The sequence below is a fragment of the Anaerobacillus sp. QJM3NY_32 genome (assembly GCF_056173645.1).
Window position 1 is genome coordinate 1,824,138 of sequence record NZ_CM149684.1, and the last position, 26,406, is coordinate 1,850,543.

Annotated in this window: 26 protein-coding genes; 25 read left to right on the plus strand and 1 reads right to left on the minus strand. The window is 41.9% G+C overall.

Annotated elements, in window-relative coordinates; translation table 11 throughout:
- The first annotated feature begins 103 nt into the window (after positions 1-103).
- The 17 genes from AC0VYH_RS09770 to spoVM all read left to right on the plus strand — a co-directional run bounded on the left by AC0VYH_RS09770 (position 104) and on the right by spoVM (position 17,355).
- The gene (locus AC0VYH_RS09770) at positions 104-2,788 is read left to right on the plus strand and encodes a calcium-translocating P-type ATPase, SERCA-type (RefSeq protein ID WP_475367262.1); all 2,685 of its coding nucleotides are present in this window, start codon (positions 104-106) and stop codon (positions 2,786-2,788) included.
- A 106-nt stretch (positions 2,789-2,894) separates the two neighbouring features.
- Positions 2,895-3,770 carry a YicC/YloC family endoribonuclease gene (locus tag AC0VYH_RS09775; protein WP_475367263.1) on the plus strand — a complete coding sequence of 292 codons (876 nt, stop codon included), beginning with the start codon at positions 2,895-2,897 and terminating at the stop codon, positions 3,768-3,770.
- A 69-nt stretch (positions 3,771-3,839) separates the two neighbouring features.
- Entirely contained in the window at positions 3,840-4,100 is a 261-nt protein-coding gene (remA, locus tag AC0VYH_RS09780; RefSeq protein ID WP_159782328.1) for an extracellular matrix/biofilm regulator RemA, read from the plus strand.
- A gap of 22 nt (positions 4,101-4,122) precedes the next feature.
- Positions 4,123-4,734 (plus strand): guanylate kinase, encoded by a 612-nt coding sequence (gene gmk / locus AC0VYH_RS09785; protein WP_194221376.1) that lies wholly within the window; start codon positions 4,123-4,125, stop codon positions 4,732-4,734.
- A 2-nt stretch (positions 4,735-4,736) separates the two neighbouring features.
- Positions 4,737-4,943, plus strand: a complete 207-nt coding sequence (rpoZ, locus tag AC0VYH_RS09790; RefSeq protein ID WP_202407214.1) for a DNA-directed RNA polymerase subunit omega — start codon at positions 4,737-4,739, stop codon at positions 4,941-4,943.
- A 136-nt stretch (positions 4,944-5,079) separates the two neighbouring features.
- A complete protein-coding gene (coaBC, locus tag AC0VYH_RS09795; RefSeq protein ID WP_475367264.1) occupies positions 5,080-6,288 on the plus strand; it encodes a bifunctional phosphopantothenoylcysteine decarboxylase/phosphopantothenate--cysteine ligase CoaBC in 1,209 nt (402 codons plus the stop codon).
- The gene (gene priA, locus AC0VYH_RS09800; RefSeq protein WP_475367265.1) at positions 6,285-8,687 is read left to right on the plus strand and encodes a primosomal protein N'; all 2,403 of its coding nucleotides are present in this window, start codon (positions 6,285-6,287) and stop codon (positions 8,685-8,687) included. The genes coaBC and priA overlap by 4 nt, the downstream gene beginning before the upstream one ends.
- Positions 8,688-8,708: 21 nt before the next feature.
- Complete coding sequence (gene def / locus AC0VYH_RS09805) at positions 8,709-9,185, plus strand: peptide deformylase (RefSeq protein ID WP_226612799.1); 477 nt, start codon at positions 8,709-8,711, stop codon at positions 9,183-9,185.
- Between the two features lie 2 nt (positions 9,186-9,187).
- Positions 9,188-10,126 (plus strand): methionyl-tRNA formyltransferase, encoded by a 939-nt coding sequence (gene fmt, locus AC0VYH_RS09810; protein WP_475367266.1) that lies wholly within the window; start codon positions 9,188-9,190, stop codon positions 10,124-10,126.
- Position 10,127: 1 nt separating this feature from the next.
- A complete protein-coding gene (gene rsmB, locus AC0VYH_RS09815) occupies positions 10,128-11,462 on the plus strand; it encodes a 16S rRNA (cytosine(967)-C(5))-methyltransferase RsmB (RefSeq protein ID WP_475367267.1) in 1,335 nt (444 codons plus the stop codon).
- Between the two features lie 77 nt (positions 11,463-11,539).
- Positions 11,540-12,298 carry a Stp1/IreP family PP2C-type Ser/Thr phosphatase gene (locus AC0VYH_RS09820; protein WP_430242744.1) on the plus strand — a complete coding sequence of 253 codons (759 nt, stop codon included), beginning with the start codon at positions 11,540-11,542 and terminating at the stop codon, positions 12,296-12,298.
- Positions 12,292-14,346, plus strand: a complete 2,055-nt coding sequence (gene pknB, locus AC0VYH_RS09825; RefSeq protein WP_475373715.1) for a Stk1 family PASTA domain-containing Ser/Thr kinase — start codon at positions 12,292-12,294, stop codon at positions 14,344-14,346. Before AC0VYH_RS09820 ends, pknB begins: the two co-directional genes overlap by 7 nt.
- A gap of 10 nt (positions 14,347-14,356) precedes the next feature.
- Positions 14,357-15,244, plus strand: coding sequence for a ribosome small subunit-dependent GTPase A (gene rsgA / locus AC0VYH_RS09830; protein ID WP_430242739.1), 888 nt, complete (start codon positions 14,357-14,359; stop codon positions 15,242-15,244).
- 2 nt (positions 15,245-15,246) lie between these two features.
- Entirely contained in the window at positions 15,247-15,894 is a 648-nt protein-coding gene (gene rpe / locus AC0VYH_RS09835; protein WP_226612806.1) for a ribulose-phosphate 3-epimerase, read from the plus strand.
- A 74-nt stretch (positions 15,895-15,968) separates the two neighbouring features.
- The gene (gene thiT / locus AC0VYH_RS09840) at positions 15,969-16,520 is read left to right on the plus strand and encodes an energy-coupled thiamine transporter ThiT (RefSeq protein ID WP_226612808.1); all 552 of its coding nucleotides are present in this window, start codon (positions 15,969-15,971) and stop codon (positions 16,518-16,520) included.
- On the plus strand, positions 16,517-17,173 hold the full coding sequence (locus AC0VYH_RS09845; protein ID WP_430242733.1) for a thiamine diphosphokinase: 657 nt from the start codon (positions 16,517-16,519) through the stop codon (positions 17,171-17,173). The genes thiT and AC0VYH_RS09845 overlap by 4 nt, the downstream gene beginning before the upstream one ends.
- 98 nt (positions 17,174-17,271) lie before the next feature.
- A complete protein-coding gene (gene spoVM, locus AC0VYH_RS09850) occupies positions 17,272-17,355 on the plus strand; it encodes a stage V sporulation protein SpoVM (RefSeq protein WP_048309835.1) in 84 nt (27 codons plus the stop codon).
- Positions 17,356-17,402: 47 nt separating this feature from the next.
- Here the strand turns inward: spoVM and rpmB are convergent, their stop codons facing one another.
- Positions 17,403-17,588, minus strand: coding sequence for a 50S ribosomal protein L28 (gene rpmB, locus AC0VYH_RS09855; RefSeq protein WP_098443343.1), 186 nt, complete (start codon positions 17,586-17,588; stop codon positions 17,403-17,405).
- A 396-nt stretch (positions 17,589-17,984) separates the two neighbouring features.
- On the opposite strand from rpmB, the gene AC0VYH_RS09860 reads away from it, so the two are divergent.
- From AC0VYH_RS09860 to fabD, 8 genes are all read left to right on the plus strand, one after another.
- Positions 17,985-18,350 carry an Asp23/Gls24 family envelope stress response protein gene (locus tag AC0VYH_RS09860; protein WP_194221387.1) on the plus strand — a complete coding sequence of 122 codons (366 nt, stop codon included), beginning with the start codon at positions 17,985-17,987 and terminating at the stop codon, positions 18,348-18,350.
- Positions 18,351-18,372: 22 nt separating this feature from the next.
- Positions 18,373-20,049, plus strand: coding sequence for a DAK2 domain-containing protein (locus AC0VYH_RS09865; RefSeq protein ID WP_475373716.1), 1,677 nt, complete (start codon positions 18,373-18,375; stop codon positions 20,047-20,049).
- A gap of 107 nt (positions 20,050-20,156) precedes the next feature.
- A complete protein-coding gene (gene sdaAB / locus AC0VYH_RS09870; protein ID WP_226612812.1) occupies positions 20,157-20,819 on the plus strand; it encodes an L-serine ammonia-lyase, iron-sulfur-dependent subunit beta in 663 nt (220 codons plus the stop codon).
- A 20-nt stretch (positions 20,820-20,839) separates the two neighbouring features.
- Complete coding sequence (sdaAA, locus tag AC0VYH_RS09875; RefSeq protein ID WP_194221390.1) at positions 20,840-21,727, plus strand: L-serine ammonia-lyase, iron-sulfur-dependent, subunit alpha; 888 nt, start codon at positions 20,840-20,842, stop codon at positions 21,725-21,727.
- Positions 21,728-21,737: 10 nt separating this feature from the next.
- On the plus strand, positions 21,738-23,768 hold the full coding sequence (gene recG, locus AC0VYH_RS09880; RefSeq protein WP_475373717.1) for an ATP-dependent DNA helicase RecG: 2,031 nt from the start codon (positions 21,738-21,740) through the stop codon (positions 23,766-23,768).
- Positions 23,769-23,890: 122 nt separating this feature from the next.
- Positions 23,891-24,448, plus strand: coding sequence for a transcription factor FapR (fapR, locus tag AC0VYH_RS09885; protein WP_430242724.1), 558 nt, complete (start codon positions 23,891-23,893; stop codon positions 24,446-24,448).
- Between the two features lie 17 nt (positions 24,449-24,465).
- A complete protein-coding gene (plsX, locus tag AC0VYH_RS09890) occupies positions 24,466-25,461 on the plus strand; it encodes a phosphate acyltransferase PlsX (protein ID WP_475373786.1) in 996 nt (331 codons plus the stop codon).
- 2 nt (positions 25,462-25,463) lie between these two features.
- Entirely contained in the window at positions 25,464-26,405 is a 942-nt protein-coding gene (fabD, locus tag AC0VYH_RS09895) for an ACP S-malonyltransferase (protein WP_430242719.1), read from the plus strand.
- Position 26,406: the final 1 nt, after the last annotated feature.

Below are 26,406 nucleotides of genomic sequence, written 5' to 3' on the forward strand. Positions count from 1 at the left end.
CATTCCTATCAATAGACATTATTCTTAGTATAGCATTTTTTTGAGCTTGTCTGAATATAGATGAATTATTAGGGAGATTACGTGCAGGATCGGGGTGGGGAAAATGAACTGGTATAACATGACAAAAGCGGAAGTGAAAGAGGAATTAGAGACAAGCGATGAAGGGATTAGCTCAAAAGAAGCGGTGCAAAGAAGAAAGACATTTGGATTAAATCAGCTCGATGAAGTAGAAAGGCCATCAATGATTTTAATCTTCTTAGCCCAATTTAAAGATTTTATGGTCGTTGTGCTTCTTGCAGCTACGTTGATTTCCGGTTTACTTGGAGAGTATCTCGATGCCATTGCTATTATCCTAATCATTTTAATGAATGGGATACTCGGCTTTGTTCAAGAGCGAAAGGCAGAGAAGTCTCTCCAAGCATTAAAACAGTTGTCATCTCCAAAGATGAGGGTCCTTCGTGATGGAGAATGGACAACAATTCAAGCTTCAGAAGTTGTTATCGGAGATATGGTACGAATGGAAAGTGGAGATCGAATTGGAGCAGATGTGCGATTCTTTTCTTGTCAGGGCTTGCTTATTGAAGAATCCGCCTTGACGGGGGAGTCATTGCCAGTGAACAAGCATCCAGAGCCGATCCCGGATGAACATCCAGGGCTAGGGGATCAGCACAATATGGGATTCATGGGCACGCTCGTTACAAAGGGAAAAGGGATTGGCATTGTAACAGCAACAGGAATGAAGACCGAAATGGGAAAGATCGCTCACTTAATTCAATCAGCGGATACGATGGAAACGCCTCTTCAACATCGACTCGAACAGCTGGGTAAAATTTTAATCGCAGCAGCGCTTATGCTTACAGCGTTAGTCGTGGTCCTTGGGATCATTCAAGGACGCGATGTGTATAGCATGTTTTTAGCTGGTGTATCGCTTGCTGTGGCAGCAATTCCTGAGGGATTGCCAGCGATTGTGACCATTGCGCTTGCGATCGGCATGCAGAGAATGAGTAAACGGAAAGCGATTGTTCGTAAACTACCGTCTGTTGAAACACTTGGATGTGCGACAGTCATTTGTTCTGATAAGACAGGAACACTTACACAAAATAAAATGATGGTTACAAAACTGTGGGCTGGAGGGGAAACGTGGGATGTGACCGGATCGGGTTATTCTCCTTACGGTGACTTTTTTAAAGGAAATACGCGTGTTTACTCAGATGATGAGCGGTCTTTAAAGCAACTTCTGACGTTTGGTCTTCTCTGTAGTAATGCAAGAGTGATAGAGAAAAAGGGTGAATATGTACTTGATGGAGACCCAACTGAAGGAGCGCTTGTTGCTGCTGCGATGAAGGCTGGGTTAACAGAGGATGTAAGAGAAGAAGAGTTTACCATCATTCAAGAGTTTCCATTTGATTCTAATCGGAAAATGATGAGTATGATTGTGGAAGATTCTTCTGGTAAACGCTATGTTATTGCCAAAGGGGCACCAGATATTGTTTTAAAGCAATGTGAATCAGTTCTATGGAGTGAGAAGAAAGCGCCATTACGCAAAAGCTATGAGAAACAAATTCAAGAGCAGCTTGATACGTTTGGTAGTTTAGCTCTAAGAACGATTGCAGTTGCTTTTAAACCGATACAAAATGAAGAGAATATGCTACATAGCGTTCAGGCTGAATCTCGTTTAACATTTGTCGGTTTAGAAGGTATGATTGATCCTCCACGGGAAGAAGTAAAGCAAGCTGTTGCAGATTGTAAAACAGCAGGCATCAAAACGATCATGATCACAGGGGACCATGTGACAACCGCAAAAGCGATTGCTCTTAACCTGGGGATTCTACCAGAGCGTGGCAAAGTAATGGAAGGAAGTAAGCTATCGACATTGACAGTAGAAGAACTCGAAAATCAAGTTGAAGACATCTATGTTTTTGCTCGTGTGTCGCCTGAACATAAATTAAAGATTGTAAAAGCCCTCCAAAATAAAGGGCATGTTGTCGCAATGACAGGGGATGGAGTAAATGATGCTCCGGCTATTAAGGCATCTAATATCGGCATTGCAATGGGACAAACAGGAACGGATGTTGCAAAAGAATCGTCATCGCTCATTTTAAGTGATGATAATTTTGCTACGATACGAGACGCAGTTGAAGAAGGAAGAAACATATACGAGAATATTAGAAAATTCATTCGCTATTTATTAGCATCTAATGTAGGCGAAATTCTCGTCATGCTATTTGCTATCTTGCTCATGCTGCCGCTTCCTCTCGTACCCATTCAAATACTATGGGTGAACCTCGTCACAGACGGGTTGCCAGCAATGGCTCTTGGACTTGATCCTGCAGAGGGTAACGTCATGAAGCGAGACCCACGCAAGCCGAAAGAAGGCGTATTTGCAAGGGGGTTAGGTTGGAAAATCATTTCTAGAGGGATTATGATCGGAGCATGTACATTAGCAGCGTTTATGATCTGTTACAATGAAAATCCAAATGACCTCGTTCAAGCGCAAACTGTAGCTTTTTCAACGCTCGTTCTTGCGCAATTAATCCATGTTTTTGACTGTCGAAGCGAACGGTCGATTTTTCACCGAAATCCATTTGAGAATAAAGCGTTGGTTCTTGCTGTCCTATCTTCCGTTGGCTTGCTTCTGGCAGTAATCTACTATGAACCATTACAACCGATTTTCCATACAACTTATTTATCAATGAGAGAATGGATGTTAATATTAGTCTTCTCAAGCATTCCAACATTTCTTCTGGCTGGAACAACACTCTTTAGAAGAAAACATAGCAGAGGGTAGCCCCCTCTGTTTTTCTGTTGTAGCACGTATAGTCGAGAGAGATATCCCTTTGTTTCGGTTTGATGAAGTGGTACAATTGGTTAGAATAGCTAATGGATGTGATAATATGGTTAAGAGCATGACCGGGTTTGGCAGAGCGTCAAATGTATATGAGGGTGTTCAAGTAACAATCGAAATGAAGTCTGTGAATCACCGCTACTTTGATGGAACATTTCGCATGCCAAAAGCAGTCTTTCATCTAGAGGGTAGGATGAAGCAGGCGATTCAGAGCTATGTCAGTCGTGGCAAAATCGAACTTTATTTAACCATCGATGGAGCTGATTTCCAATCATCTAATGTTCAAGTAGATTGGCACTTGCTAGATCAATACATAACGATTTTGAAACAAGCTACAGAACGCTATCATTTGAAAGAAGATTTGTCAGCTTCTACCATGATGAATCTGAATGTTTTTCAAGTGAATGAAAAGGAGCATAACATCGATCAGCTTGAGGAATCGATTTTTTATACGCTAAATCAAGCTATTCATAAGCTCGTTGAGATGCGTCAGATCGAAGGAAAGGCACTTGATCAAGATATACGCCAAAAACTTGCGAACATGAATGATCAAATGACTTCTATTTCACACCTTTCTCATGAAGTAACAACAGTTTTTAAGAACAGGATCCGCACAAAGCTTGAAAGTTTTAAAGAATTAGATGAAGTGGATGAAGCCCGGATATTATCTGAAGTAGCTTTTCTTGCAGATAAAGCGAGTATAGATGAAGAAATCATCAGGCTCCGTAGTCATCTGGCCCAATTCCATGATATTCTTAGTAGTGATGGTGTCGTTGGAAGGAAACTTGATTTCTTAGTACAGGAAATCAATAGGGAGCTGAATACGATCGGTTCCAAGTCTCAACACCATAAGATCAGCCAGCATATTGTTGATCTTAAGAGCGAAGTGGAAAAGGTTCGTGAACAGGTTCAAAATATTGAATAGCCTGAACGCTTTGTTTAAAATCACCTTACTGGTGTAAAAATAGAATCGTGATTCCTGGGAGGAACGACCATGAGTATTAAATTAATCAATATCGGATTCGGAAACATTGTGAATGCGAATCGAATTGTCTCAATTGTTAGTCCAGAATCGGCACCAATCAAACGAATCATTACTGTTGCAAGGGACCGCAATATGCTTGTGGATGCAACATACGGACGAAGAACACGAGCTGTTATTATCTCTGATAGCGACCATGTTATTCTTTCGGCAGTCCAGCCTGAAACAGTAGCTCAGCGTCTAGTAAACAAAGACGAGCTTTCAGACGAGTAGCATCAATTAAGTGGAGGTAAGTATGGAAAAAGAACGTGGATTGTTAATTGTTCTATCAGGCCCATCTGGTGTCGGAAAAGGAACAGTCAGAAAAGCATTCATGCAAAATGCGGCTGAAGTACAGTATTCGATTTCTGTTACAACCCGTAAACCGCGTGAAGGTGAAGTGAACGGCGTCGATTATTTCTTTAAATCTCATGAAGAATTTGAAGAGATGATCGAAAATAATAAGCTACTCGAATATGCCCATTACGTTGGCAATTATTACGGTACGCCTGTTGACTATGTGGAAGAGACATTGCAGTCAGGTAGAGATGTGCTACTTGAAATTGAAGTTCAGGGAGCAAAGCAAGTACGAAAGCATTTTCCTGAAGGAGCTTTCATTTTCTTAATGCCTCCTAGTTTGACAGAACTTAGAAATCGCATCGTAAACCGCGGTACGGAATCAAATGATTTAATTGATAACCGTATGGGCGTAGCGAAAGAGGAAATCGAATTGATTGATGAATACGATTATATCGTTGAAAATGATCAAGTTGAATTAGCTTGCGAGCGAATTCGTGCTATTATTACAGCAGAGCACCTTAGACGTGATCGTCTTGCACATAAATATAAGAATGTAACGGAGGTTTAATTATGATTTTATACCCATCGATTGACTCACTAATGGATCGCATTGATTCAAAGTACACACTTGCAACACTTTCAGCTAAGCGTGCACGCACGATTCAACAAACTGGTAATGTTTATGTTGATCGCCCAAAGTCCGTTAAGGCTGTTGGCAAAGCGCTTGAAGAAGTGCTTGATGGCAAACTACTTGCTGATGGAATGATAGAAGACTGATTAAGAAGTAACAACCTATGAGAATAGGTTGTTATTTTTTTCTTGATTCTATAGAGAGAATTCCATTACGATCGCTATAATTATCAAGGTTGCGATATTTATATTATGTTAACTAATAAGATGGAAGGTGAATCTGGTGAGTTTCAAAGGGAAGAAAATTTTGCTTTGTGTGAGCGGTGGAATTGCGGTGTTTAAAGCAGCGGCACTTACGAGCAAGCTGTATCAAACAGGCGCAGAAGTAAAAGTGTTAATGACAGATTCAGCGACTGAATTCGTAACGCCGTTAACATTCCAAACGTTATCACGAAATGATGTGTATCGAGATACGTTCGAAGAAAAAGATCCAGCTTCAGTTGCTCATATTGATCTGGCAGATTGGGCCGATCTCGTCTTGATTGCCCCTGCAACAGCGAACATGATTGGTAAGCTAGCTAATGGAATTGCAGATGACATGATGTCCACCACATTACTTGCTACAGAGGCACCTATCTTTGTAGCCCCTGCCATGAACGTTCATATGTACGATCATCCAGCGGTGAAAAAGAATATGGATGTACTTCGCTCCTTCAACTGTCATTTTCTTGAGCCAGGAGAAGGTTTACTCGCGTGCGGTTACGTTGGCAAAGGTCGGATGGCGGAACCAGAAGACATTCTCTCAACGCTCGAAACATATTTTCAAGAGGATGTAGGGGACTTGTCTGGAAAGAAAGTTATCGTTACAGCAGGCCCAACTCGTGAAGCGGTTGACCCCGTTCGTTACTTTACAAATTATTCATCCGGGAAAATGGGCTTTGCTCTAGCCGAGCAGGCCGCGAAACGTGGCGCAGATGTCACGCTTGTAGCAGGTCCTGTTACGTTAACGACTCCTGAACGAGTTGAACGTATAGATGTGATAACAGCTGAAGAAATGTACCAATCTGTCCTGTCAGCTTCTGCGGATGCTAATGTGATCATTAAGGCAGCTGCAGTTGCTGATTACCGTCCTTCTATGGTCTCTACTGAGAAAATGAAGAAGTCAGATGATGATATGGTCATTGAAATGGAGCGAACAAAAGATATTTTATGGACCCTTGGACAGCAGAAAAAGGATCAAATACTCGTCGGCTTTGCTGCTGAGTCAGAGCGGTTAGATGAATATGCTCTAAAGAAGCTAGAAAAGAAAAACCTTGATCTTATCTGCGCGAATAACATTAAAGCGGTGGGAGCAGGTTTTGACAAAGATACAAACGTGATGACGCTCCTTAGAAAAGATGGTGAGCGAGTAGATCTTCCATTACAGTCAAAACATGAAGCGGCAAATCGTATATTGGATGAAGTGATACGTCTGGACGTGACACATTCATGATCGCTAAAGTTATCGTTGACGTACCAGCAAATCAAACTGATCGCATGTTTGATTATGCTATTCCTGAAGAATGGGAGGAAATGATCGAGCCTGGAATGAGGGTTGTCGTTCCTTTTGGACCAAGAAAAATTCAGGGGTTCGTTATCTCTGTCGTAAGTGAATCAGAACATGCAAAATTGAAGGAAATAAGTGAAGTGAAAGATGTTACACCAGTGTTGACAAAAGAATTACTTGATCTTGGATTCTGGCTAACTGAAAAAGCACTTTGCTATGCCGTATCGGCTCTTCAAGTTATGTTACCTGCAGCGATGAAAGCGAATGTAACGAAATCAGTTGTGCTCGGAAGCCGTTCGAATGAAGCGGCACCATGGCATCGTATGCTCACTTCTTCAAACGTTGTGAAGTGGGAAGACTTTCTTTCCCACTTTAGCCATAAGGAGTTAAATCGAGCTATCAAAAATGATGAGCTCGAAGTACGATATGATGTGAAAGAGAAAACGGCACCGAAAACAATCCTTTCTGTTTCCGCGGCTCTTAGTGAGGCTCAACTTCAAAGCGAAAAAGAACAAATGGGTAACCGTGCGTTGAAACAGCAGGAAATTATTCAGCACTTTATTCAATATGAAGGCGCGGTTTCTTATAAAGAGCTCATGGATATGCTCGATACTACCCGGTCTACAATCAAATCGCTTGTATCAAAAGGGATATTAAAGGAAGAAGAAGTGGAGCTTTATCGTGATCCTTATAAGGGTCGAGAGTTTACACCTTCAACTGCTCTGGAGCTAACTGATCTCCAAGAACAAGCGATTACGCCAATTCTTCATAGCATTGAAAATCGTCATCACGAGACGTTTCTCATTCATGGCGTAACAGGGAGCGGGAAAACAGAGATCTATTTGCAATCGATTCATCGTGTGCTCGAACAAGGTAAAGAGGCAATTGTCCTCGTCCCTGAAATCTCATTAACACCACAAATGGTGACCAGATTCAAAAGTCGATTCGGTTCAGAAGTCGCTGTTTTACATAGCGGTCTTTCTCGAGGAGAAAAGTACGATGAATGGCGTAAGATTCATCGGAAAGAAGTGAAAGTAGTTGTTGGAGCACGTTCGGCGGTTTTTGCGCCTTTTACGAATCTTGGCATCATTATTATTGATGAGGAGCATGAGAGTAGCTACAAACAGGAAGAAAACCCAAGGTATCATGCGAGAGATGTAGCTATTAAGCGCGGAGACCACTACGCGTGTCCCGTCGTACTAGGCAGTGCTACACCGTCACTCGAATCTTATGCAAGAGCGTCCAAAGGTGTCTATACTCTCCTTGAATTATTAGAAAGGGTAAACAAGCAGGCAATGCCTGCTGTGTCTATTGTCGATATGAGAGAAGAATTGCGAGCCGGCAACAGGTCGATGTTTTCGAATGATCTTTATGACAAATTGAAAGACCGCCTGGAAAAAAAGGAGCAAACGGTTCTCTTTTTAAATCGAAGAGGATATTCAACATTCATCATGTGTCGGGACTGTGGGTATGTGGCGGAATGTCCTCATTGCGATATTAGCTTAACGTATCACAAAATCAATGGAACAATGCGATGCCACTATTGTGGCCATGAAGAACCCTTTCCAAGCCGCTGTCCTGAATGTGAAAGCGAGCATATTCGCTTCTTTGGGACAGGCACTCAGCGAGTGGAAGAAGAACTAACGAAAATTCTTCCGGAAGCTCGGGTAGTTAGAATGGACGTTGATACGACAAGGAGAAAAGGAGCGCATGAGAAGCTCCTGAACCAATTTGGAGAAGGAAAAGCCGATATTCTACTTGGTACTCAAATGATCGCAAAAGGTCTTGATTTTCCGAACGTAACGCTCGTTGGTGTTTTAGCGGGTGATGCAATGCTCCATCTACCTGATTTTCGTGCTTCTGAGAAAACGTTCCAACTTCTCACGCAAGTTAGTGGTCGTGCCGGGCGTCACTTGCTTCCGGGAGAGGTAATCGTTCAATCATACACGCCCGAACATTACAGTATTGAAATGGCAGCTGATCATGACTACCAGTCGTTTTATAAGCGTGAGATGCTAACAAGAAAACAATTTGGCTATCCGCCGTTTTACTTTCTTGCCATGGTGAACGTCTCACACGAAGAGCTAACGAAAACGGTTGATGTGACTGAGAAAATTGCGGGCTATTTAAAGGATCATTTATCCAAAGCTAGTGTGGTTCTCGGTCCTGTTGCTTCACCTATCCCGCGGATCAAAGATAGATATCGTTATCAATGCATGATAAAATACAAAACTGAACCGAACTTACATCATCATTTAAAAGAAATCCAAAAGCACTTTTCGAAGGAAATTAGCCGCGGAGGACTGCAGCTGTCCATTGATACCCAGCCTTATATGATGATGTAGAATGTGAAAGGGAGTATATGAGTGGCTATTAGAGATATTGTATTGCACCCGAATGAGGTGCTTGAAGTGGAATGCGCGCCTGTCGAGCATTTCGATAAAGAATTGCATCAGTTGCTTGATGATATGTTTGAGACAATGTATCAAGCAGATGGAGTGGGTCTAGCTGCTCCGCAAATTGGCATTAAACAGCAAGTCGCAGTTGTTGATACGAGAGAAGAAGAAGCATTAGAATTAATCAATCCTAAGGTCGTGAAGGCTTCTGGTAAAGAGGTGGATCTTGAAGGTTGTTTAAGTTTTCCTGGACTGTTTGGAGAAGTAGAACGCCCGTATACGATCACACTAAAAGCCCAAAATCGTTTTGGACGTGAATTCAAACTGAAAGCAGAGGGGTTCTTTGCGAGAGCGATTCAGCATGAAATCGACCATCTTCATGGCGTGCTCTTTACTGAGAAAGTTATTCGGTATGTCGATCCTGAACAGGAAGGAGAGAGTGAGTAACGATGACGAAAATTGTATTTATGGGTACACCGGATTTTTCAGTTCCTGTCCTTGATATGCTTGTAGAGGAAGGTTATAGCATTGTTGGCGTAGTGACACAACCAGATCGTCCAAAAGGCAGAAAAAGAGTGCTTACACCTCCTCCTGTTAAGGTGGCTGCAGAAAAGCATGGACTTCCGGTGTTACAACCTGAGAAAGTGAAAGACCCTGCACAGCTTCAGCCTATTCTAGAATTAGAACCTGATTTGATTGTAACGGCTGCATTTGGACAAATTCTACCAAAACAGCTGCTTGATGCTCCGAAGTACGGTTGTATTAATGTTCATGCGTCATTGCTACCTGAGCTTCGCGGAGGCGCACCGATTCATTACTCCATCCTTCAGGGGAAAAAAGAAACAGGCATTACGATCATGTATATGGTTGAGAAATTGGACGCAGGCGATATCCTAACACAGTCCGTTGTCCCTATTGAAGAACGTGACAATACTGGAACACTTCATGATAAATTAAGTGCTTCAGGCTCTGAGCTTTTGAAAGAAACGTTGCCACAGCTTCTAAACGGTGAATTAACTCCTGTAAAGCAAAACGATGAAGAGGCTACTTTTGCCCCTAACATTAAACGAGAGCAGGAGAAGATCGACTGGACGAAGACTGGTGAAGAAATTTATAACCAGGTACGTGGATTGCATCCATGGCCAGTCGCGTTTACAGAGTATGATGGAAAAGTGATGAAGATTTGGTGGGCTGAGAAAGTAGAGAGTGCTGAGAAGGCAGATCCAGGTTCTGTTTTATATACGGATGCAGATGGTCCGGTCGTAGCAACAGGCAACTCAACAGCAATCAAGTTAACGGAGATTCAACCATCAGGCAAAAAACGTATGACATCCGCACAGTATTTACAAGCAAGAACATTCGAGAAAAATGAGAGATTTGGTGAATAGTATGACAAATGTAAGAGAAGCAGCACTTGATGTAATTGAAAAGATTAACAAAAACCAGGCATACAGCAATTTATTGCTGAATGAAACGATTAAGAAGCATAAGCTAAGCCGGAAAGATACAGGCTTATTAACAGAAATCGTATACGGTACGATCCAGCGAAAGAATACACTGGATTTCTACTTAGATGATTTTCTAACAAATCGTAAGAGAATCCAGACGTGGGTCATTTCTCTCTTGCAACTTTCTCTTTATCAAATGGTTTATCTTGATCGTGTACCAGATCGCGCCATCATCCATGAGGCAGTTGAAATAGCAAAAAAACGTGGACACAAAGGTATTAGTGGAATGGTGAATGGGGTACTTCGCAATACCCAAAGAAAAGGACTGAAGAATCCTGAAGATATTGAAGATGTTGCGGAACGCATTTCCATTGCGAAAAGTCATCCGCTATGGCTCGTCAAACGCTGGATTGATCAGCTTGGTGTTGAATCGACAGAGGCGATGTGTGAAGAAAATCTCCTTTCTCCATATGTGACAGCGCGTGTGAATATGGTACGAACTTCTGTTGATCAAGTTATCGAAGACTTGAAAAAAGAGGGTGTGGAAGCTGTAGAAGGTAGTCTTTCAGTAGATGCCATCAAGGTGATCCAGGGGAAAGTGCTTGATACTGAAGTGTATAAGCGCGGTGATTTAACCATTCAAGATGAAAGTTCGATGCTTGTTGCAAGAGCGCTTGGAATTGAGCCAGGTCAAAAAGTCCTCGACGCATGTGCGGCACCAGGTGGTAAATCTACTCATATTGCAGAAAGATTAAATGGATCAGGACATGTGAATTCGCTTGATTTGCATCCTCATAAAGTTAAATTAATTAAAAAACAGGCACAGCGTCTTAATCTCCGCGCTATTGAAGCAGAAGCCCTCGACAGTAGAAACGTTGCAGATCGCTTCAAGGCAAAGTCATTTGATCGTATTCTTGTTGATGCGCCGTGCACAGGCTTCGGAGTGCTAAGAAGAAAACCAGACATTAAGTGGTCAAAGAAAGAAGATGACATTGAGCGGATTACAAGTGTTCAGAAAGGCATCCTTGCCTCTCAAGCTTCTCTTTTAAAACCAGGTGGAAAATTGGTTTACAGTACGTGTACAATAGAAAGTGTAGAAAACCAGGAAGTGGTAAAACAGTTCCTTGAAGAGCATCCTGATTTTTCACTAGATGAATCATTCTCAAACCGCTTACCAGAAAAAGTAAGAACATATTGTGAAGATGGACAGCTACAGCTACTACCACAGTATTTTGGTACGGATGGATTTTATATCGCGTGTTTAGTTAAAAAATAATGCTGAGTGCTGGTGAATCGTCTTGTAATAGGCGATTCTTCCCGCATTCTTGTGATAAGAGGAGACGGGGTAATCACATGCAAGCAATAGCATTAACTGATCAAGGACAAGTAAGGGCATACAATGAAGATAGCACGAAGGTTGTGCACAATAGTCTAAATGAGTATCTTGTAATTGTTGCAGATGGGATGGGCGGTCATCAGGCAGGTGACGTTGCCAGTGCTCTAGCAGTTGAATCGATGGAGATGAGTTGGGAAGAAGAGAAAGCTGGATTTCGCCCGGGAAGAGCGGAAGCATGGCTATTACATACCATTCGTAAAGCGAATGAAACAATCCTAGCTTTTTCTAAAGAAAAACCTGAATATTCCGGAATGGGAACGACTCTTGTAGCAGCTGTGTGTACGAATGAGTTTATTACAATTGGTCATGTAGGCGATAGCCGCGCATATTTATTCGGCGATCGTGTTCTTGATCAAAAAACAAGTGATCATTCACTTGTGAATGAACTCGTAAAAAGTGGTCAGCTCTCAGAAGAAGAAGCAGAAGATCATCCTCGTAAAAATGTACTATTACGTGCGATTGGAACAGATGAAAACGTTAAGGTAGATGTGCATACCTTTGAATGGGATGAGAATCAATCAGCCCTTTTTTGCTCAGATGGTTTAACGAACAAAGTTTCTGATCGTGAATTAGAGGAAGTTATGAACTCTGACCGATCTCTTCATGAGAAGGGAACAGAACTCATTCGCTTAGCAAATGAAGCAGGCGGAGAAGATAATATCACAGTTGCGATTATTGAGAATTCCTCTAATTCTGGAAGTGAAGGCTCATGCTAGGAAAGCACATAAATGGACGTTACAAACTGCTTGAAGTCATTGGTGACGGCGGAATGGCAATCGTCTATCGAGCTTTAGATTTAATTTTGGATCGTACAGTTGCTGTCAAGCTGCTTCGGCCCGAATTTTCTCAAGATGATGATTTTATAAAGCGATTTCGAAGAGAAGCAGAATCTGCAACGAGTCTAGCTCATCCTAATATCGTTTCCATCTATGATGTAGGGGAGGAAGAAGACTTCTACTATATCGTCATGGAATATGTACCGGGAACAACGCTTAAGCAAAAAATTCGCAACCGTGGAGCACTGCCGATTGAGGAAGCCATTGATATTATGAAGCAAATGACGTCCGCAATTGAGCATGCACATGAGAATCACATCATCCATCGAGATATCAAACCTCATAATATTCTAATAAACGACTACGGAGAAGCAAAAGTAACGGATTTTGGAATTGCGATGGCCGTGACATCTGCAACAATCACGCATACTAACTCCGTTCTTGGTTCTGTGCATTACTTCTCACCTGAGCAGGCGCGTGGCGCTGTAGCAAATGAACGGTCAGATATTTATTCTCTTGGTGTCGTTCTTTATGAAATGGTCACGGGTGTTCTTCCCTTTTCGGGTGATTCCCCCGTATCTGTTGCCCTAAAGCACTTACAAGATCGTTTTCCTAAACCAAGCCTAATTAACACTTCTCTTCCGAAAAACGTGGAACATATTATTATGAAAGCTATGGCAAAAGATCCTGTTCAACGCTACCAAAACGCTGAAGAGCTTTATGAAGCGCTTGAGATGTCGCTAAGTCCAACTAAAATTTACGATAAAGCACCTGAGCAGGATGATGCAGATGCTACAAAAGTGTTGGCACCAGTTACTCCTGGCCGCCTTGGTGACAAAATGCAGGAGACAAGGCCTCAAGAACCTGTACAAAAGACAGAGTCTGATGATCCGCCACCTAAAAAGAAGAAGAAGGCCGGTAAGATTGCTGTTATTGTTTTAGTGATTCTCCTCCTCTTAGGTGGTGCAGCCGCGCTTGCATTTACTTTTATCCCTGATCTCTTCTCAGTAAGTGATGTGGAAGTTCCTGACGTATCTGGAATGACTTATGAAGAAGCAAGATCTGCCCTAATCGAACAAAAGCTGGATGTAAAAAAAGAAGAGCAATTTAGCGAAGACGTAGAGGAAGACGATGTTATTAAACAGGATCCTACATCAGGTACGATGGTGAAGGAAGATAGCGCCGTTACTTTATATGTCAGTGAAGGTGCTGAAAAAACAGAGCTTGATGATTTTATCGGTAGATCAAAAGATGAGGTTGAACCGTTATTGAAAGAGCAAGGCTTTAAAGGTGTGAAGTATGAAGGTGAATACCGAGATGACCCTGAAGGTGAGATCTATGATCAAAATCCTGAGGCTGGGAAGCTGGTGTTACCAACAGAAGATCGAATTATCATATGGTATAGTTTAGGGCCCGAACCATTTCCATTAGAGGATTTAAAGGAAAAGACAAAAGCAGAAGTGGAAAGCTATGCAGATGATAAAAAGCTAAATCTCTCTTATAATGACCCTGAATTTAGTGAACTTGTTGAAGAAGGTAAAGTCGTCTCTCATTCACCAGGCACTGCTGCGGAAGTGAAAGCTGGAGATGAGATTACAATTACTTTATCAAAAGGTCCAGAACCAGAACCTGAGCCAGAACCCGAACCAGAACCCGAGCCTGATCCAGAACCGGAACCAGAGCCAGAGCCGGAGCCGGAACCGGAACCTTCGCCGGAAGATGAGGCAATCGTTGTTCCAAATTCGTTTAAAATCGATGTGAAAAAGGGAGAAGAGCATTTAATTGAGATTCTCTACAAGGATTCAACGACAGAAGGAGAAGAAATCTCTGAAACGATCACAGAAACGAAAGAGATTAAGTTTGATTTAACCATTTACCCCGGTGAGGAAGCATCATATAAAACATATGTCGATGGGAAAGAAAAAAAGGGAAATTCAAAGACCATTACGTATGACGAAGCGAAACAAAAATATGGAAAAAATGAGTAAGGAGTCCTACATGGCAGATGGAAGAATAATTAAAGCGCTTAGTGGCTTTTATTACGTGCAGGATGAAGAGAATAAGGAAATTTATCAGTGCAGAGGAAGAGGGAATTTTCGGAAGCGAAAAATCACGCCACTTGTTGGTGATTTTGTAAGGTATGAAGCCGAGAACAAAACGGATGGCTATGTATTGGAAATAAAGGAGAGAGAAAACGAATTGGTTCGACCTCCTATTGCTAATGTTGATCAGGCATTTCTTGTTTTCTCAGCAACACAACCTACGTTTAACACACAGCTTCTTGATAAATTTCTTGTGCACATTGAAGCTAGTGATATTCAGCCGATCATCTGTATTACTAAGATTGATTTGGTTGCAGAGGTGGAAGAAAGTGAGATCATGGCCTATGCTGATGATTATCGTGAGATTGGGTATGACGTCATCGTTTCTTCTGCTCAAAGCCTTTCAGGCGTTTCAGAAATCGAGCCTTATTTCCAAGAAAAGGTAACGGTGTTTGCAGGACAGTCAGGAGTAGGGAAGTCTTCCTTATTAAACGCTATTAATCCTGACCTTGAACTAGATACAAGCGATATATCGACTCACCTTGGTCGAGGAAAACATACGACGCGACATGTAGAACTTATTCCTTTCGGCTCAGGCCTTGTTGCAGATACTCCTGGATTTAGCTCATTGGATTTTAGAGGAATTGAAGCCGATGATCTTTGGCTCTACTTCCCTGAGATCAGAATGAAAAGCAGTGAGTGTAAATTTCGCGCTTGCACCCACCAATCAGAGCCGGGGTGTGCAGTAAAAGTAGCCGTCGAAAAAGAAGAAATTCAAGCGTATCGCTATGACCATTATTCTTCTTTCTTCCAGGAAATTAAGGACCAAAAACGGAGGTATTAATTATGATAAAAATCGCCCCTTCTATTTTGGCATCAGACTTTGCCAGATTAGGTGAAGAAGTAAAAGACGTAGAAGCAGCTGGTGCTGACTATATTCACGTAGATGTGATGGACGGTCATTTTGTTCCGAACATTACGATTGGTGCACCAATCGTACGAGCTCTTCGTCCAGTGACATCACTACCGCTTGATGTTCATCTTATGATAGAAAATCCTGACCAATATATCGAAGAGTTTGCTGAAGCTGGAGCGGATATTTTGACCGTTCATGCAGAGGCTTGTCCGCATCTCCACCGCACTATTCAGCTCATTAAAAGTAAAGGTGTGAAGGCGGGTGTTGTTATTAATCCTGCGACGCCTGTTGATTCCATTAAGCACGTGATTGAGGATGTAGATCTAGTCCTATTAATGACGGTCAATCCAGGCTTTGGAGGTCAAGCTTTTATTGAGAGAGTTCTTGCGAAGATTACGGAAACGAAGCAGCTAGCAGATTCTCTTGGTGTAGCTCCAGAAATCGAAGTAGACGGTGGTGTGAACGCGGAGACGGCTCGTGCATGTATTGAAGCGGGTGCCACTGTTCTCGTAGCAGGTTCAGCCATTTATAATCAATCTGATCGGAAAGCAGCCATTGATCAGATACGTCAATCATAAAACAGCGGGGCTTCTCCCGCTGTTTTTTAATAAGACTTTATACAAAAGTTTAGGTTATGGAGGAATTATGATTCATGAAGAAAGATAATCGACTTCTTTTGCTTGTAGAAATAGCTTTAATGGCTGCGGTTGGAGTGATTTTAGATTTATTATCACTCAGGCTCTGGCCAAATGGCGGCTCTGTGTCGCTAGCTATGGTACCTATTTTTCTAATTGCTTATCGAAGAGGACTTGGTGCCGGTTTAACGACAGGGCTTTTAGTTGGTATTTTACAACCTCTAATCGTGCCGCCTTTTTATGTGCATCCTATTCAATTTCTACTAGATTATCCAATTGCATTTATGGTTGTCGGTATGGCGGGGATTTTTAGTGTTAAAGTTGACGAGCCGAAACGGAAGCGAATCACAATGATCATTCTTGGCTGTTTAACCGGATCATTACTTCGACTTGTGAGTCATTTTATATCTGGTGTGATCTGGTTCGGCGAAATGGCACCAGAAGGTACCCCTGTGGCCTTATACTCCTTTCTTTATAATGCATCTTATTTGTTACCAACTGCCGCTGTATCAATTGTCGTCTTGGCTCTGCTCTCACATCAAGCACCTAAGCTGGTGCATGAGCAATGAGGAAGCCTATTTATATTGTTGCGGGAGGACCGGAAGAAGACCTTCCAACCCATCTTCTGACTGAAAGAAATGTAAGGTGGATTGGGGTCGACCGAGGCGTCTATACGCTTCTGAAAAATAACATTATTCCTGAACATGGATTTGGGGATTTTGACTCGGTAACCAATGAAGAAAGAGAATGGATGGAGTCACACGATTTAGCGTTTACCGTCTATCCTTCTGAAAAGGACCACACAGATTTAGAAATCGCTCTTGATTGGGCCATCGATGAAGGTCCTGAAGAGGTTACAATGTTTGGGGTAACAGGTGGCAGGCTTGATCATAGCTGGATGAACGTTCAGATGTTAATTAAGGGCGTGAAGTCAGACGTGAAGCTTGCCATTGAGGATAAATTAAATCGAATGGAAATGAAAGAGCCAGGCACATATACTGTCCAAAAGGATCATCGTTTTCCCTATATGTCTTTTCTCTCCTTTACTCCTGAAGTCAAAGGCTTAACGCTAATTGGATATCGTTATCCCCTTACGAATAGACATATTTCATGGGGGTCAAGTTTATGTATTAGCAATGAACTGATCGAGGAAAATGGGTCTTATTCATTTAATCAGGGCATACTATTGGTGGTAAGAAGTTCGGACGCCGAGCAGGTTTAGGTACTATTTTAATTTCGGCGAATATAATAGTAATGCATCTTATATTCTCATATTGTTCATCCTGGGGTCCATCTTTGACTTTCTGAGGAGGGGGAAATATGAAGTTCTATACGATTAAATTACCAAAGTTTCTCGGTGGTTTTGTGAGAGCAGTGCTAGGGTCTTTCAAAAAAAATGAATAGTTTAGAAACAAAAAAAAGCACCCGTTTGGGTGCTTTTTTGCATGTTACTATGCGCGTTCGATTTTGCCTGATTTAAGAGCACGAGCAGATACATAAACTTTCTTAGGTTTACCATCTACCATGATGCGTACCTTTTGAAGGTTAGCACCAAATTTACGTTTAGTTGTATTCAACGCGTGAGAACGTTTGTTACCAAACGAAGTTTTGCGTCCAGTGATTGCACATTTAGCCATTGTTTCTACCTCCTTACTGTCCTACATTGCACAAGAAGTGCAGGATAAATCCTCCACTATAGTATCATGTAGGTGTAGTGAATGCAAGATGTTTAACACGTCTTATCAAGAAAAAAACTTAACAGTAAAAGCTTATCATATTAGAGGTTTTATACGATGAACTTTTATTATGACTAATAGTGTAGTAAAATAACGGTAGCTGTGCATAGGATTTATTTTATTTATTATTTTGGCTATGTAAGCTTATAGTGTTGAATTCTCGATTTTGGCTCATTTGCGTGAAACACTCATTTTACTCATCGTTCAGTAACTCAGCCATTATTTTATGAACAGAATCTATACGAGGATAGAAGTAGTCAAAAGATCAGTACCCAAATCGCTAAGGGAGGAAATATAATGGCAATTGAAATGAAAACCCAATACGGACAGATTGATATTTCGACGGAAGTAGTCGCTGCGATTGCAGGTGGCGCTGCGATTGATTGTTATGGTATCGTTGGAATGGCTTCACAAAAGCAATTGAAAGATGGTATTACAGAACTATTGGGAAAAGATAACTTTAGCAGAGGGATTGTCGTTCGCAAAGAAGAAGACGACGACCTTAACATTGACATGTATATTATCGTGAGCTATGGTACTAAAATTTCTGAAGTAGCCCACAATGTGCAAACAAAAGTGAAATATCAACTTGATCAAATGCTTGGGCTATCAATTGATTCAGTAAACATATACGTCCAAGGGGTTAGAGTAACGAACCCTTAAACGGAGTTAGGAGGAAAAGTCTGTGACGATTCAAAAGATTGATGGGAAGCGTTTTGCGCAAATGGTCCTTGAAGGAGCAAATAACCTTTCAAAGAATGCCAAGATGGTAGATGCGCTTAATGTTTTTCCAGTGCCGGATGGAGATACTGGTACAAATATGAACTTAACAATTACGTCTGGAGCAGCTGAAGTAAGATCAAGCAGTTCAGATAAAGTAGGAGATGTCGCATCTCTTTTTGCAAGAGGATTATTAATGGGCGCACGGGGAAACTCTGGCGTAATTCTTTCTCAGCTATTTCGAGGATTTTCGAAATCGATCGAAGGAAAGTCTGAGATCACAAGTGTTGAACTAGCCGCTGCTCTTGAAAACGGGGTGGATTCTGCCTATAAAGCCGTTATGAAACCAGTGGAAGGTACAATTCTTACAGTAGCTAAAGACGCTGCTCGAAAAGCAGTGAAGTCTTCAAAGAAAATATCAGACGTGGTTGAATTAATGCAGCTAGTAGTTAAAGAGGGGAAAGAATCCCTTAATCGTACTCCTGATCTTCTTCCAGTTCTGAAAGAAGTCGGTGTCGTTGACTCAGGTGGCCAGGGACTTTTACTTATTTATGAAGGGTTTCTAGCGGTGCTAGAAGGAAAAGAAACGCCCGATTCATCCGTTGATCAAGAGAAAATGGACGAACTCGTTAGAGCTGAGCACCACAAAAGTGCGCAGGGTCATATGAAAACGGAAGACATTGAATTTGGTTACTGTACAGAGTTCATGGTTCAATTCGAAAATGAGAAGCTTGCGAAATCGCCATATGATGAGGAAGCATTCCGAAACGAACTCGATAAACATGGGGATTCGCTTTTGGTCGTATCTGACGAAGATCTCGTTAAAGTACATATGCATACAGAGTACCCGGGAAATATTATGACGTATGCACAGAATTACGGGAGCTTAATTAAAATTAAGATTGAGAATATGCGTGAGCAGCATTCTACAATCTTAAAAGAAGAACGCCCCGAGCCTGTTAAGCAGGAGAAGCCGGCTGAACGAAAAAAATACGGAATTATTACGGTTTCCATGGGAGACGGGATCGCTACTTTGTTTGAAAGCTTAGGTGCGAACTATGTGATTCCAGGTGGCCAGACGATGAACCCAAGTACTGAAGATATCATTAAAGCGATTGAAGAAGTTTATGCTGAGAATATTATTATCTTACCGAATAATAGTAATATTGTGATGACTGCACAGCAGGCAGCTTCAGTTGTAGATGAGAATGTCATCGTGATTCCTTCTAAAACAGTTCCTCAGGGTATTTCTAGTCTTCTTGGCTTCAATCCATCGGTTGATCCTGAAGCTAATGCGGAAACAATGAAAGAAAGCCTGTCAGCTGTTAAGTCAGGACAAGTTACGTTTGCGGTTAGAGATACTAAGATTGATGGTATCGATATTACGAAGGATGATTTCATGGGAATCGCAGATGGCAAAATTATTGTTTCTGAAAAGGAACGTCTTGAAGTTGCGAAGTCGCTTCTGTCTTCTATGATTACCGAAGATGATGAAATCGTTACGATCATATATGGTGAAGATACAGATCAAGAAGAGGCTGAAAGTATTGTTGCTTATATTGAAGAGCAGTTTGATGAAGTAGAAGTAGAACTTCACGAAGGTAAGCAGCCGATATATAGCTATATCATGGCAGTGGAATAAATGTTTCATATTTGCAGAAAAAGAAACGTGGCTTGAGCCAGGTTTTCTTTTTCTGTAAAGAACATCTTTTGTGAGATAAAGTGTATATGGTGAAAGGTGGCATCAATGTGAAGTTTCGCAGTGTTTTTGACATTATTGGTCCTGTTATGATTGGTCCTTCAAGCTCCCATACGGCTGGAGCTGCTAGAATTGGTCGAGTTGCTAGACATTTGTTTGGTCGTGAGCCAAAAACGATTACAATTTCTCTTTATGGTTCATTTGCAAGAACGTACAAAGGACACGGTACGGATGTTGCCCTAGTCGGTGGCGTGCTTGATTTTGATACTTATGATGAGCGAATAGTGAATGCGCTTACAATTGCGAAAGAGAAGAAAATCAAAGTTCGTTTTACTGAAGAGGATGCCTTAACAGATCACCCTAATACTGCTCGGATTCATCTCACTGATGAGAAGGGTGAACTTGAGCTTGTCGGGATCTCGATAGGTGGAGGTAAAATCGAAGTCATTGAGTTAAATGGGTTTGCGCTCGGTCTTTCAGGGAACAGTCCAGCTATTCTTGTAGTCCATAATGATCGTTTCGGTGCCATTGCAGGTGTATCTAATACGTTAGCAAAGCATGAAATTAATATCGGTCATATGAACGTTTCACGAAAAGAAAAGGGTAAGGAAGCATTGATGACGATTGAAGTGGATCAAAATATCCCTCAAGTTGTATTAGATGAGGTTGAGTCGTTACCGAATATTATTCAAGTCGCAAAAATTAGCGATTAAGTTATAGAGGAGGAATGGGAATGTTTCGTAACGTAGCAGAACTAGTAGAATTAGCGCAATCGAAAAATAAACCAATTTCTGAAATTATGATTGAACAGGAAATGGACTTCAGAGGAAATACCCGAGAAGAAGTTTATGCTCAAATGAAAAATAACCTTGTTGTTATGGAGCAAGCGGTTGAACGAGGAATTAATGAGGATGTTCGCTCTCATTCAGGATTAACTGGCGGAGATGCAGTGCTGCTTCAAAACTATATGAAGACAGGGAATTCACTGTCTGGACAAACGATGCTTGATGCGGTAAGTAAAGCGATCGCTACGAATGAAGTGAATGCAGCGATGGGAACTATTTGTGCGACGCCAACAGCAGGGTCTGCAGGAGTGGTACCTGGGACACTTTTCGCAATTCGAGAGAAAGTGAATCCTACAGAAGAGCAGATGGTGAGATACCTCTTTACTTCAGGAGCATTTGGATTTGTTGTAGCTAATAATGCTTCCATTTCAGGTGCTGCAGGTGGCTGCCAGGCTGAAGTAGGATCAGCAACAGGGATGGCTGCAGCAGCGATAGTGGAATTAATGGGGGGTACACCTGAACAATCTTCTCATGCGTTTGCGATTGCACTTAAGAACATGCTTGGTCTTGTATGTGACCCTGTAGCTGGACTTGTCGAGGTTCCTTGCGTTAAACGAAATGCCATGGGAGCTTCGAACGCACTAGTCGCAGCAGATATGTCTCTTGCGGGCATTACAAGTCGCATTCCTTGTGATGAAGTGATTGATGCAATGTACAAAATTGGGCAATCTATGCCTTCTACTCTTCGAGAAACGGCTCAAGGAGGACTTGCGGCAACGCCAACTGGTCGAGAGTTAGAAGCGAAAATATTTGGAGTATCCCTTGATAGGAAATGAGTGAAGATCAATGGACGATCGGATTACACAGATAAAAGGGATTGGTGATGAGAAAGCAGCTTCTCTTTCATCAATCGGCATAAACAGAATACAAGATTTAATTGAATATTTTCCATTTCGCTATGAAGATTATGAGTTGAAAGATCTCGCTGATGTGAAGCATGAAGAACGAGCTACACTTGAAGGGAAAGTTCATAGTGAACCGGTAGTTCGCTTTTATGGAAAGAAAAAATCACGATTGTCCGTAAGGCTGTTAGTAGGAAAATTCCTCATAACAGCCGTTTTTTTTAATCGTGCTTTTCTAAAAAAGCAGTTTACATTAGGACAGATTGTTACCGTTACTGGGAAATGGGATCAGCATAAAATGACGCTTTCAGCAAATGAAATCACGTTTTCCAGTCATAACCCGGACGGTACAATTGAGCCGGTCTATCCTGTAGGTGGAGACGTGACGGTGAAAGCAATGAAGCGATATATCCAGCTTGCTTTGAAACAGTTTGGAGAACAAATTGAAGAAAACCTTCCGCCTCAAATGCTTGAAAGGTATAAGTTAATGCCAAGGAAGGATGCCATCTTAATGATGCATTCGCCTCCTTCTCATGAGGGACTTAAACAAGCAAGACGTCGTTTTGTTTATGAAGAACTTCTCCAATTTCAGTTAAAAATGCAGATTTTCCGAAAAAGGGAACGTGAAAGCACTGAAGGAGCTTCTCAAGTTTTTGAAAAAGAAAAATTAGAGGAGTTTGTACAAAGCCTTCCTTTTCCCTTAACAGGCGCTCAAAATCGCGTAGTAGGAGAGATTTTGAAGGATATGGAAAGCTCCTATCGCATGAATCGCCTGCTCCAAGGTGATGTAGGTTCTGGTAAAACTGTAGTAGCAGCTATTGGCTTATATGCATCTTACCTAGCTTGTCACCAGGGGGCGTTAATGGTTCCGACGGAAATTCTAGCAGAACAGCATTTCGAATCATTTCAGGATCTCTTAGGTAACAGACTAAAAGTGGAACTATTAACTGGGTCTGTGAAAGGTAAGAAGCGTAGAGAGATACTTGAACGACTCGCGGTTGGAGAAGTGGATCTATTAATTGGGACACATGCGTTAATACAAGATGAAGTGGTGTTTCAAAATCTTGGACTAGTTATTACAGATGAACAGCATCGGTTTGGAGTAGGGCAGCGCAGAGTACTAAGAGAAAAGGGACTAAGTCCAGATGTTCTTTATATGACGGCAACACCTATCCCGAGGACGCTTGCTATTTCGGTGTTTGGTGATATGGATGTTTCGACGATAGATGAAATGCCTGCAGGGCGTAAACCAATTGAGACATATTGGGCAAAGCCAGGGATGCTACCACGTGTCATCGATTTTGTGAAAAAAGAATTGGATCAAGGCAGACAGGGCTATGTGATCTGCCCGCTTATTGAAGAATCAGAGAAGTTGGATGTACAAAATGCGATTGATGTTCATTTTCAAATGCAAACAGCATTGCCTGACTATCAAGTAGGTTTAATGCATGGACGTCTAAGCTCAGATGAAAAGGAAGCCGTAATGGAAGAATTCAGTACGAATGACATCCAGCTTCTTGTATCTACAACAGTTGTTGAGGTTGGGGTGAACGTCCCAAATGCAACAATTATGGTAATCTATGATGCAGAACGATTTGGTCTTGCTCAACTTCATCAACTGAGAGGTCGAGTTGGTCGTGGAAGTGAGCAATCTTATTGCATATTACTAGCAGATCCGAAATCTGAAGTAGGGAAAGAGCGAATGCAAATTATGACAGAATCGAATGACGGCTTTGTTCTTTCTCAGCGTGATTTAGAACTTCGGGGACCTGGCGACTTTTTTGGACGTAAACAAAGTGGTTTGCCTGAATTTAAAGTAGCCGACCTGGTGCATGATTATCGCGTGCTAGAAGTAGCTCGAAATGATGCAGCTGCTCTCGTAGAGTCCACCGCATTTTGGGAAGATGGGACATACCGCAGTTTACGAGACTATTTGACAGAGCAGGGCGTTTTAAGTGGAGAAAAATTGGATTAGCTTGCATAATCAACATGCTCGGTATATACTACCTTTTAGGACCTAGTCATAAGACTGAGATAAAGAGGATCAACTTGATCCTCTTTATCCGTTTATTAATGCTAGATAGGCGGCGGTAGTATATGAAGAGGAGTAAGAAAGATCGGCAAAGTCAGCTAAAGGATACGATTGAGAGCACTCCCTTTATCACAGATGAGGAGCTTGCTGATAAATTTAATGTAAGCATTCAAACCATCAGACTAGATCGTCTTGAGCTCTCCATTCCAGAATTAAGAGAGCGAATTAAGTATGTAGCACAACAGCAGCTTGATGAGGTGAAAGCACTTCCGATTGATGAAGTAATCGGTCAGGTGGTCGATTTACAGCTTGATGAAAGTGCGATTTCCATATTGGACATTCGCCCTGAACACGTTTTTTCAAGAAACAAAATCGCAAGAGGACATCACCTTTTTGCGCAGGCGAATTCACTTGCTGTTGCTATAATTGATGATGAGCTTGCACTGACAGCAAAAGCAAATATTCGCTTTTCAAGTCAGGTGAATGAAGGAGAGCGAGTTGTTGCGAAAGCTGTAGTGACAGATCAACGGAAAGACCGGACAACGGTTGAAGTGAATAGCTTCGTCCAGAATGAGAATGTCTTTTCTGGTGAATTTGTCATGTATCGCTCGACTAAATCCTGAAGGGAAGTTGTTTGAAAATGAGACTTGCAATTGACGCAATGGGTGGAGACAACGCACCTGATGCCATTATAGATGGTGTATATGAAGCGATTGAGGCATTCAATGATTTGTCAGTAACGATTGTGGGTGATGAAACTAAAATCAACCCGCTATTAAAAGGAAATAAGGATCGAATAACGGTATTACATACGGAAGAATACATCTCATCAGACGATCAACCAGTAAAAGCTGTTCGACGAAAGAAAAACGCTTCGATGGTTTTAGCCGTGAACGAAGTAAAGGAAGGTCGGGCAGATGCCGCTATATCAGCTGGTAATACTGGTGCGTTAATGGCAGCAGGATTGCTCTACGTTGGCCGTATTAAGGGGATTGATCGTCCAGGGTTAGCTCCTACGCTCCCAACAATTGACGAAGCTGGTTTTTTGCTACTTGATGTTGGCGCCAATATGGATGCGAAACCAGAACACCTTCTCCAATATGCTCATATGGGCTCGGTTTATGCAGAGAAAGTGCGAGGTATCGAGAACCCTCGCATAGGTCTTTTGAACATTGGAACAGAAGAAGGTAAAGGGAATGAGCTAAGCAAACAGGCCTTTTCCCTGCTTCAAGAAAGTGGATTGAACTTTGTTGGAAACGTAGAGTCAAGGGACATTCTTGGTAATGAAGCGGATGTCGTCGTCTGTGATGGGTTCTCAGGGAATCTAGTATTAAAGACGATTGAAGGAACGGCTCTCACAATGTTTAAGATGCTAAAAGAAGAGCTTACAAGCTCATTTACAAGTAAATTAGCAGCGGGAGTATTAAAACCGAAGCTGAAGAATTTAAGCACGAAGCTAGATTATTCAGAGTACGGTGGCGCAGGCTTATTTGGTCTGAACGCTCCTGTGATTAAAGCGCATGGATCTTCTAATGGAAGAGCTGTTTTCAGTGCGATTAAGCAAGCTAGAACGATGGTCACTGGAAATGTTGTGACCGCCATTCAATCATCTCTTGTTAAAGAGGAAGGAGAGTAATTATGGGTAAAACAGCCTTTTTATTCCCCGGCCAAGGTTCACAGGCAGTCGGGATGGGACAGGATTTTATGGAAGCTTATTCTGTATCAAAAGATGTATTTACAGAAGCGGATCATCGCTTAAACTTTGAATTAACTAAATTGATTATGAACGGTCCAATTGAGACGCTAACGAGAACGGAAAATGCACAGCCCGCTCTTGTGACAACGAGCGTAGCAGTTCTTGAAGCTCTTCGCGAAAAAGGCATAACAGCTGATTATACGGCTGGTCATAGTCTTGGGGAATATTCTGCCCTCGTCGCTTCAGGTGCTCTATCCTTTTCCGATGCCGTTTTTGCGGTTAGAAACCGGGGGCTTTATATGGAAGAAGCAGTTCCTTCAGGTGAAGGTGCAATGGCAGCGATTATGGGAATGGAGCGAGAAGAGTTACAACAAGTAGTTGACGAGGTATCGGCTTCTACTGATACTGTGCAGCTTGCAAACCTAAATAGTCCTGGACAAATTGTCATTTCAGGCGCAAAAGCGGGTGTTGAGAAAGCTTCAGAAGTAGCAAAAGAGAAGGGCGCTAGGCGCGTGATTCCACTTCAAGTAAGTGGGCCGTTCCACTCTAGTCTTATGAAGCCTGCTGCCGATCAGCTATCTGGCATACTTGAAACAATTGATATAAAGAATGCATCGATTCCAGTCATTGCTAACGTTACGGCTGAACCATCTACTTCTGCTGAAGAGATTCAGAACCACTTATTGGAGCAAATCTATTCACCCGTTCTATGGGAAGATACGGTAAGAAAACTAATGGACCTTGGTGTTGATACGTTTATTGAAATTGGTCCAGGTAATGTTCTTTCAGGTCTTGTCAAAAAGGTTAACCGTCGTGCATCTGTTCATGCAGTCGGAACTCCAGAACAACTTGATCAACTCATTGCTAAGTTAGGAGAGGAATAAA

What these genes read in the sequence shown, in the direction of transcription:
- plsX (WP_475373786.1), top strand. Translation starts at nt 24,466, where the DNA reads ATGAGACTTGCAATTGACGCAATGGGTGGAGACAACGCACCTGATGCC.
- recG (WP_475373717.1), top strand. Translation starts at nt 21,738, where the DNA reads ATGGACGATCGGATTACACAGATAAAAGGGATTGGTGATGAGAAAGCA.
- priA (WP_475367265.1), top strand. Translation starts at nt 6,285, where the DNA reads ATGATCGCTAAAGTTATCGTTGACGTACCAGCAAATCAAACTGATCGC.
- spoVM (WP_048309835.1), top strand. Translation starts at nt 17,272, where the DNA reads ATGAAGTTCTATACGATTAAATTACCAAAGTTTCTCGGTGGTTTTGTG.
- AC0VYH_RS09845 (WP_430242733.1), top strand. Translation starts at nt 16,517, where the DNA reads ATGAGGAAGCCTATTTATATTGTTGCGGGAGGACCGGAAGAAGACCTT.
- fapR (WP_430242724.1), top strand. Translation starts at nt 23,891, where the DNA reads ATGAAGAGGAGTAAGAAAGATCGGCAAAGTCAGCTAAAGGATACGATT.
- pknB (WP_475373715.1), top strand. Translation starts at nt 12,292, where the DNA reads ATGCTAGGAAAGCACATAAATGGACGTTACAAACTGCTTGAAGTCATT.
- AC0VYH_RS09770 (WP_475367262.1), top strand. Translation starts at nt 104, where the DNA reads ATGAACTGGTATAACATGACAAAAGCGGAAGTGAAAGAGGAATTAGAG.
- AC0VYH_RS09820 (WP_430242744.1), top strand. Translation starts at nt 11,540, where the DNA reads ATGCAAGCAATAGCATTAACTGATCAAGGACAAGTAAGGGCATACAAT.
- rpe (WP_226612806.1), top strand. Translation starts at nt 15,247, where the DNA reads ATGATAAAAATCGCCCCTTCTATTTTGGCATCAGACTTTGCCAGATTA.
- AC0VYH_RS09775 (WP_475367263.1), top strand. Translation starts at nt 2,895, where the DNA reads ATGGTTAAGAGCATGACCGGGTTTGGCAGAGCGTCAAATGTATATGAG.
- sdaAA (WP_194221390.1), top strand. Translation starts at nt 20,840, where the DNA reads ATGTTTCGTAACGTAGCAGAACTAGTAGAATTAGCGCAATCGAAAAAT.
- rpoZ (WP_202407214.1), top strand. Translation starts at nt 4,737, where the DNA reads ATGATTTTATACCCATCGATTGACTCACTAATGGATCGCATTGATTCA.
- remA (WP_159782328.1), top strand. Translation starts at nt 3,840, where the DNA reads ATGAGTATTAAATTAATCAATATCGGATTCGGAAACATTGTGAATGCG.
- thiT (WP_226612808.1), top strand. Translation starts at nt 15,969, where the DNA reads ATGAAGAAAGATAATCGACTTCTTTTGCTTGTAGAAATAGCTTTAATG.
- AC0VYH_RS09860 (WP_194221387.1), top strand. Translation starts at nt 17,985, where the DNA reads ATGGCAATTGAAATGAAAACCCAATACGGACAGATTGATATTTCGACG.
- gmk (WP_194221376.1), top strand. Translation starts at nt 4,123, where the DNA reads ATGGAAAAAGAACGTGGATTGTTAATTGTTCTATCAGGCCCATCTGGT.
- rpmB (WP_098443343.1), bottom strand. Translation starts at nt 17,588, where the DNA reads ATGGCTAAATGTGCAATCACTGGACGCAAAACTTCGTTTGGTAACAAA.
- fabD (WP_430242719.1), top strand. Translation starts at nt 25,464, where the DNA reads ATGGGTAAAACAGCCTTTTTATTCCCCGGCCAAGGTTCACAGGCAGTC.
- rsmB (WP_475367267.1), top strand. Translation starts at nt 10,128, where the DNA reads ATGACAAATGTAAGAGAAGCAGCACTTGATGTAATTGAAAAGATTAAC.
- rsgA (WP_430242739.1), top strand. Translation starts at nt 14,357, where the DNA reads ATGGCAGATGGAAGAATAATTAAAGCGCTTAGTGGCTTTTATTACGTG.
- fmt (WP_475367266.1), top strand. Translation starts at nt 9,188, where the DNA reads ATGACGAAAATTGTATTTATGGGTACACCGGATTTTTCAGTTCCTGTC.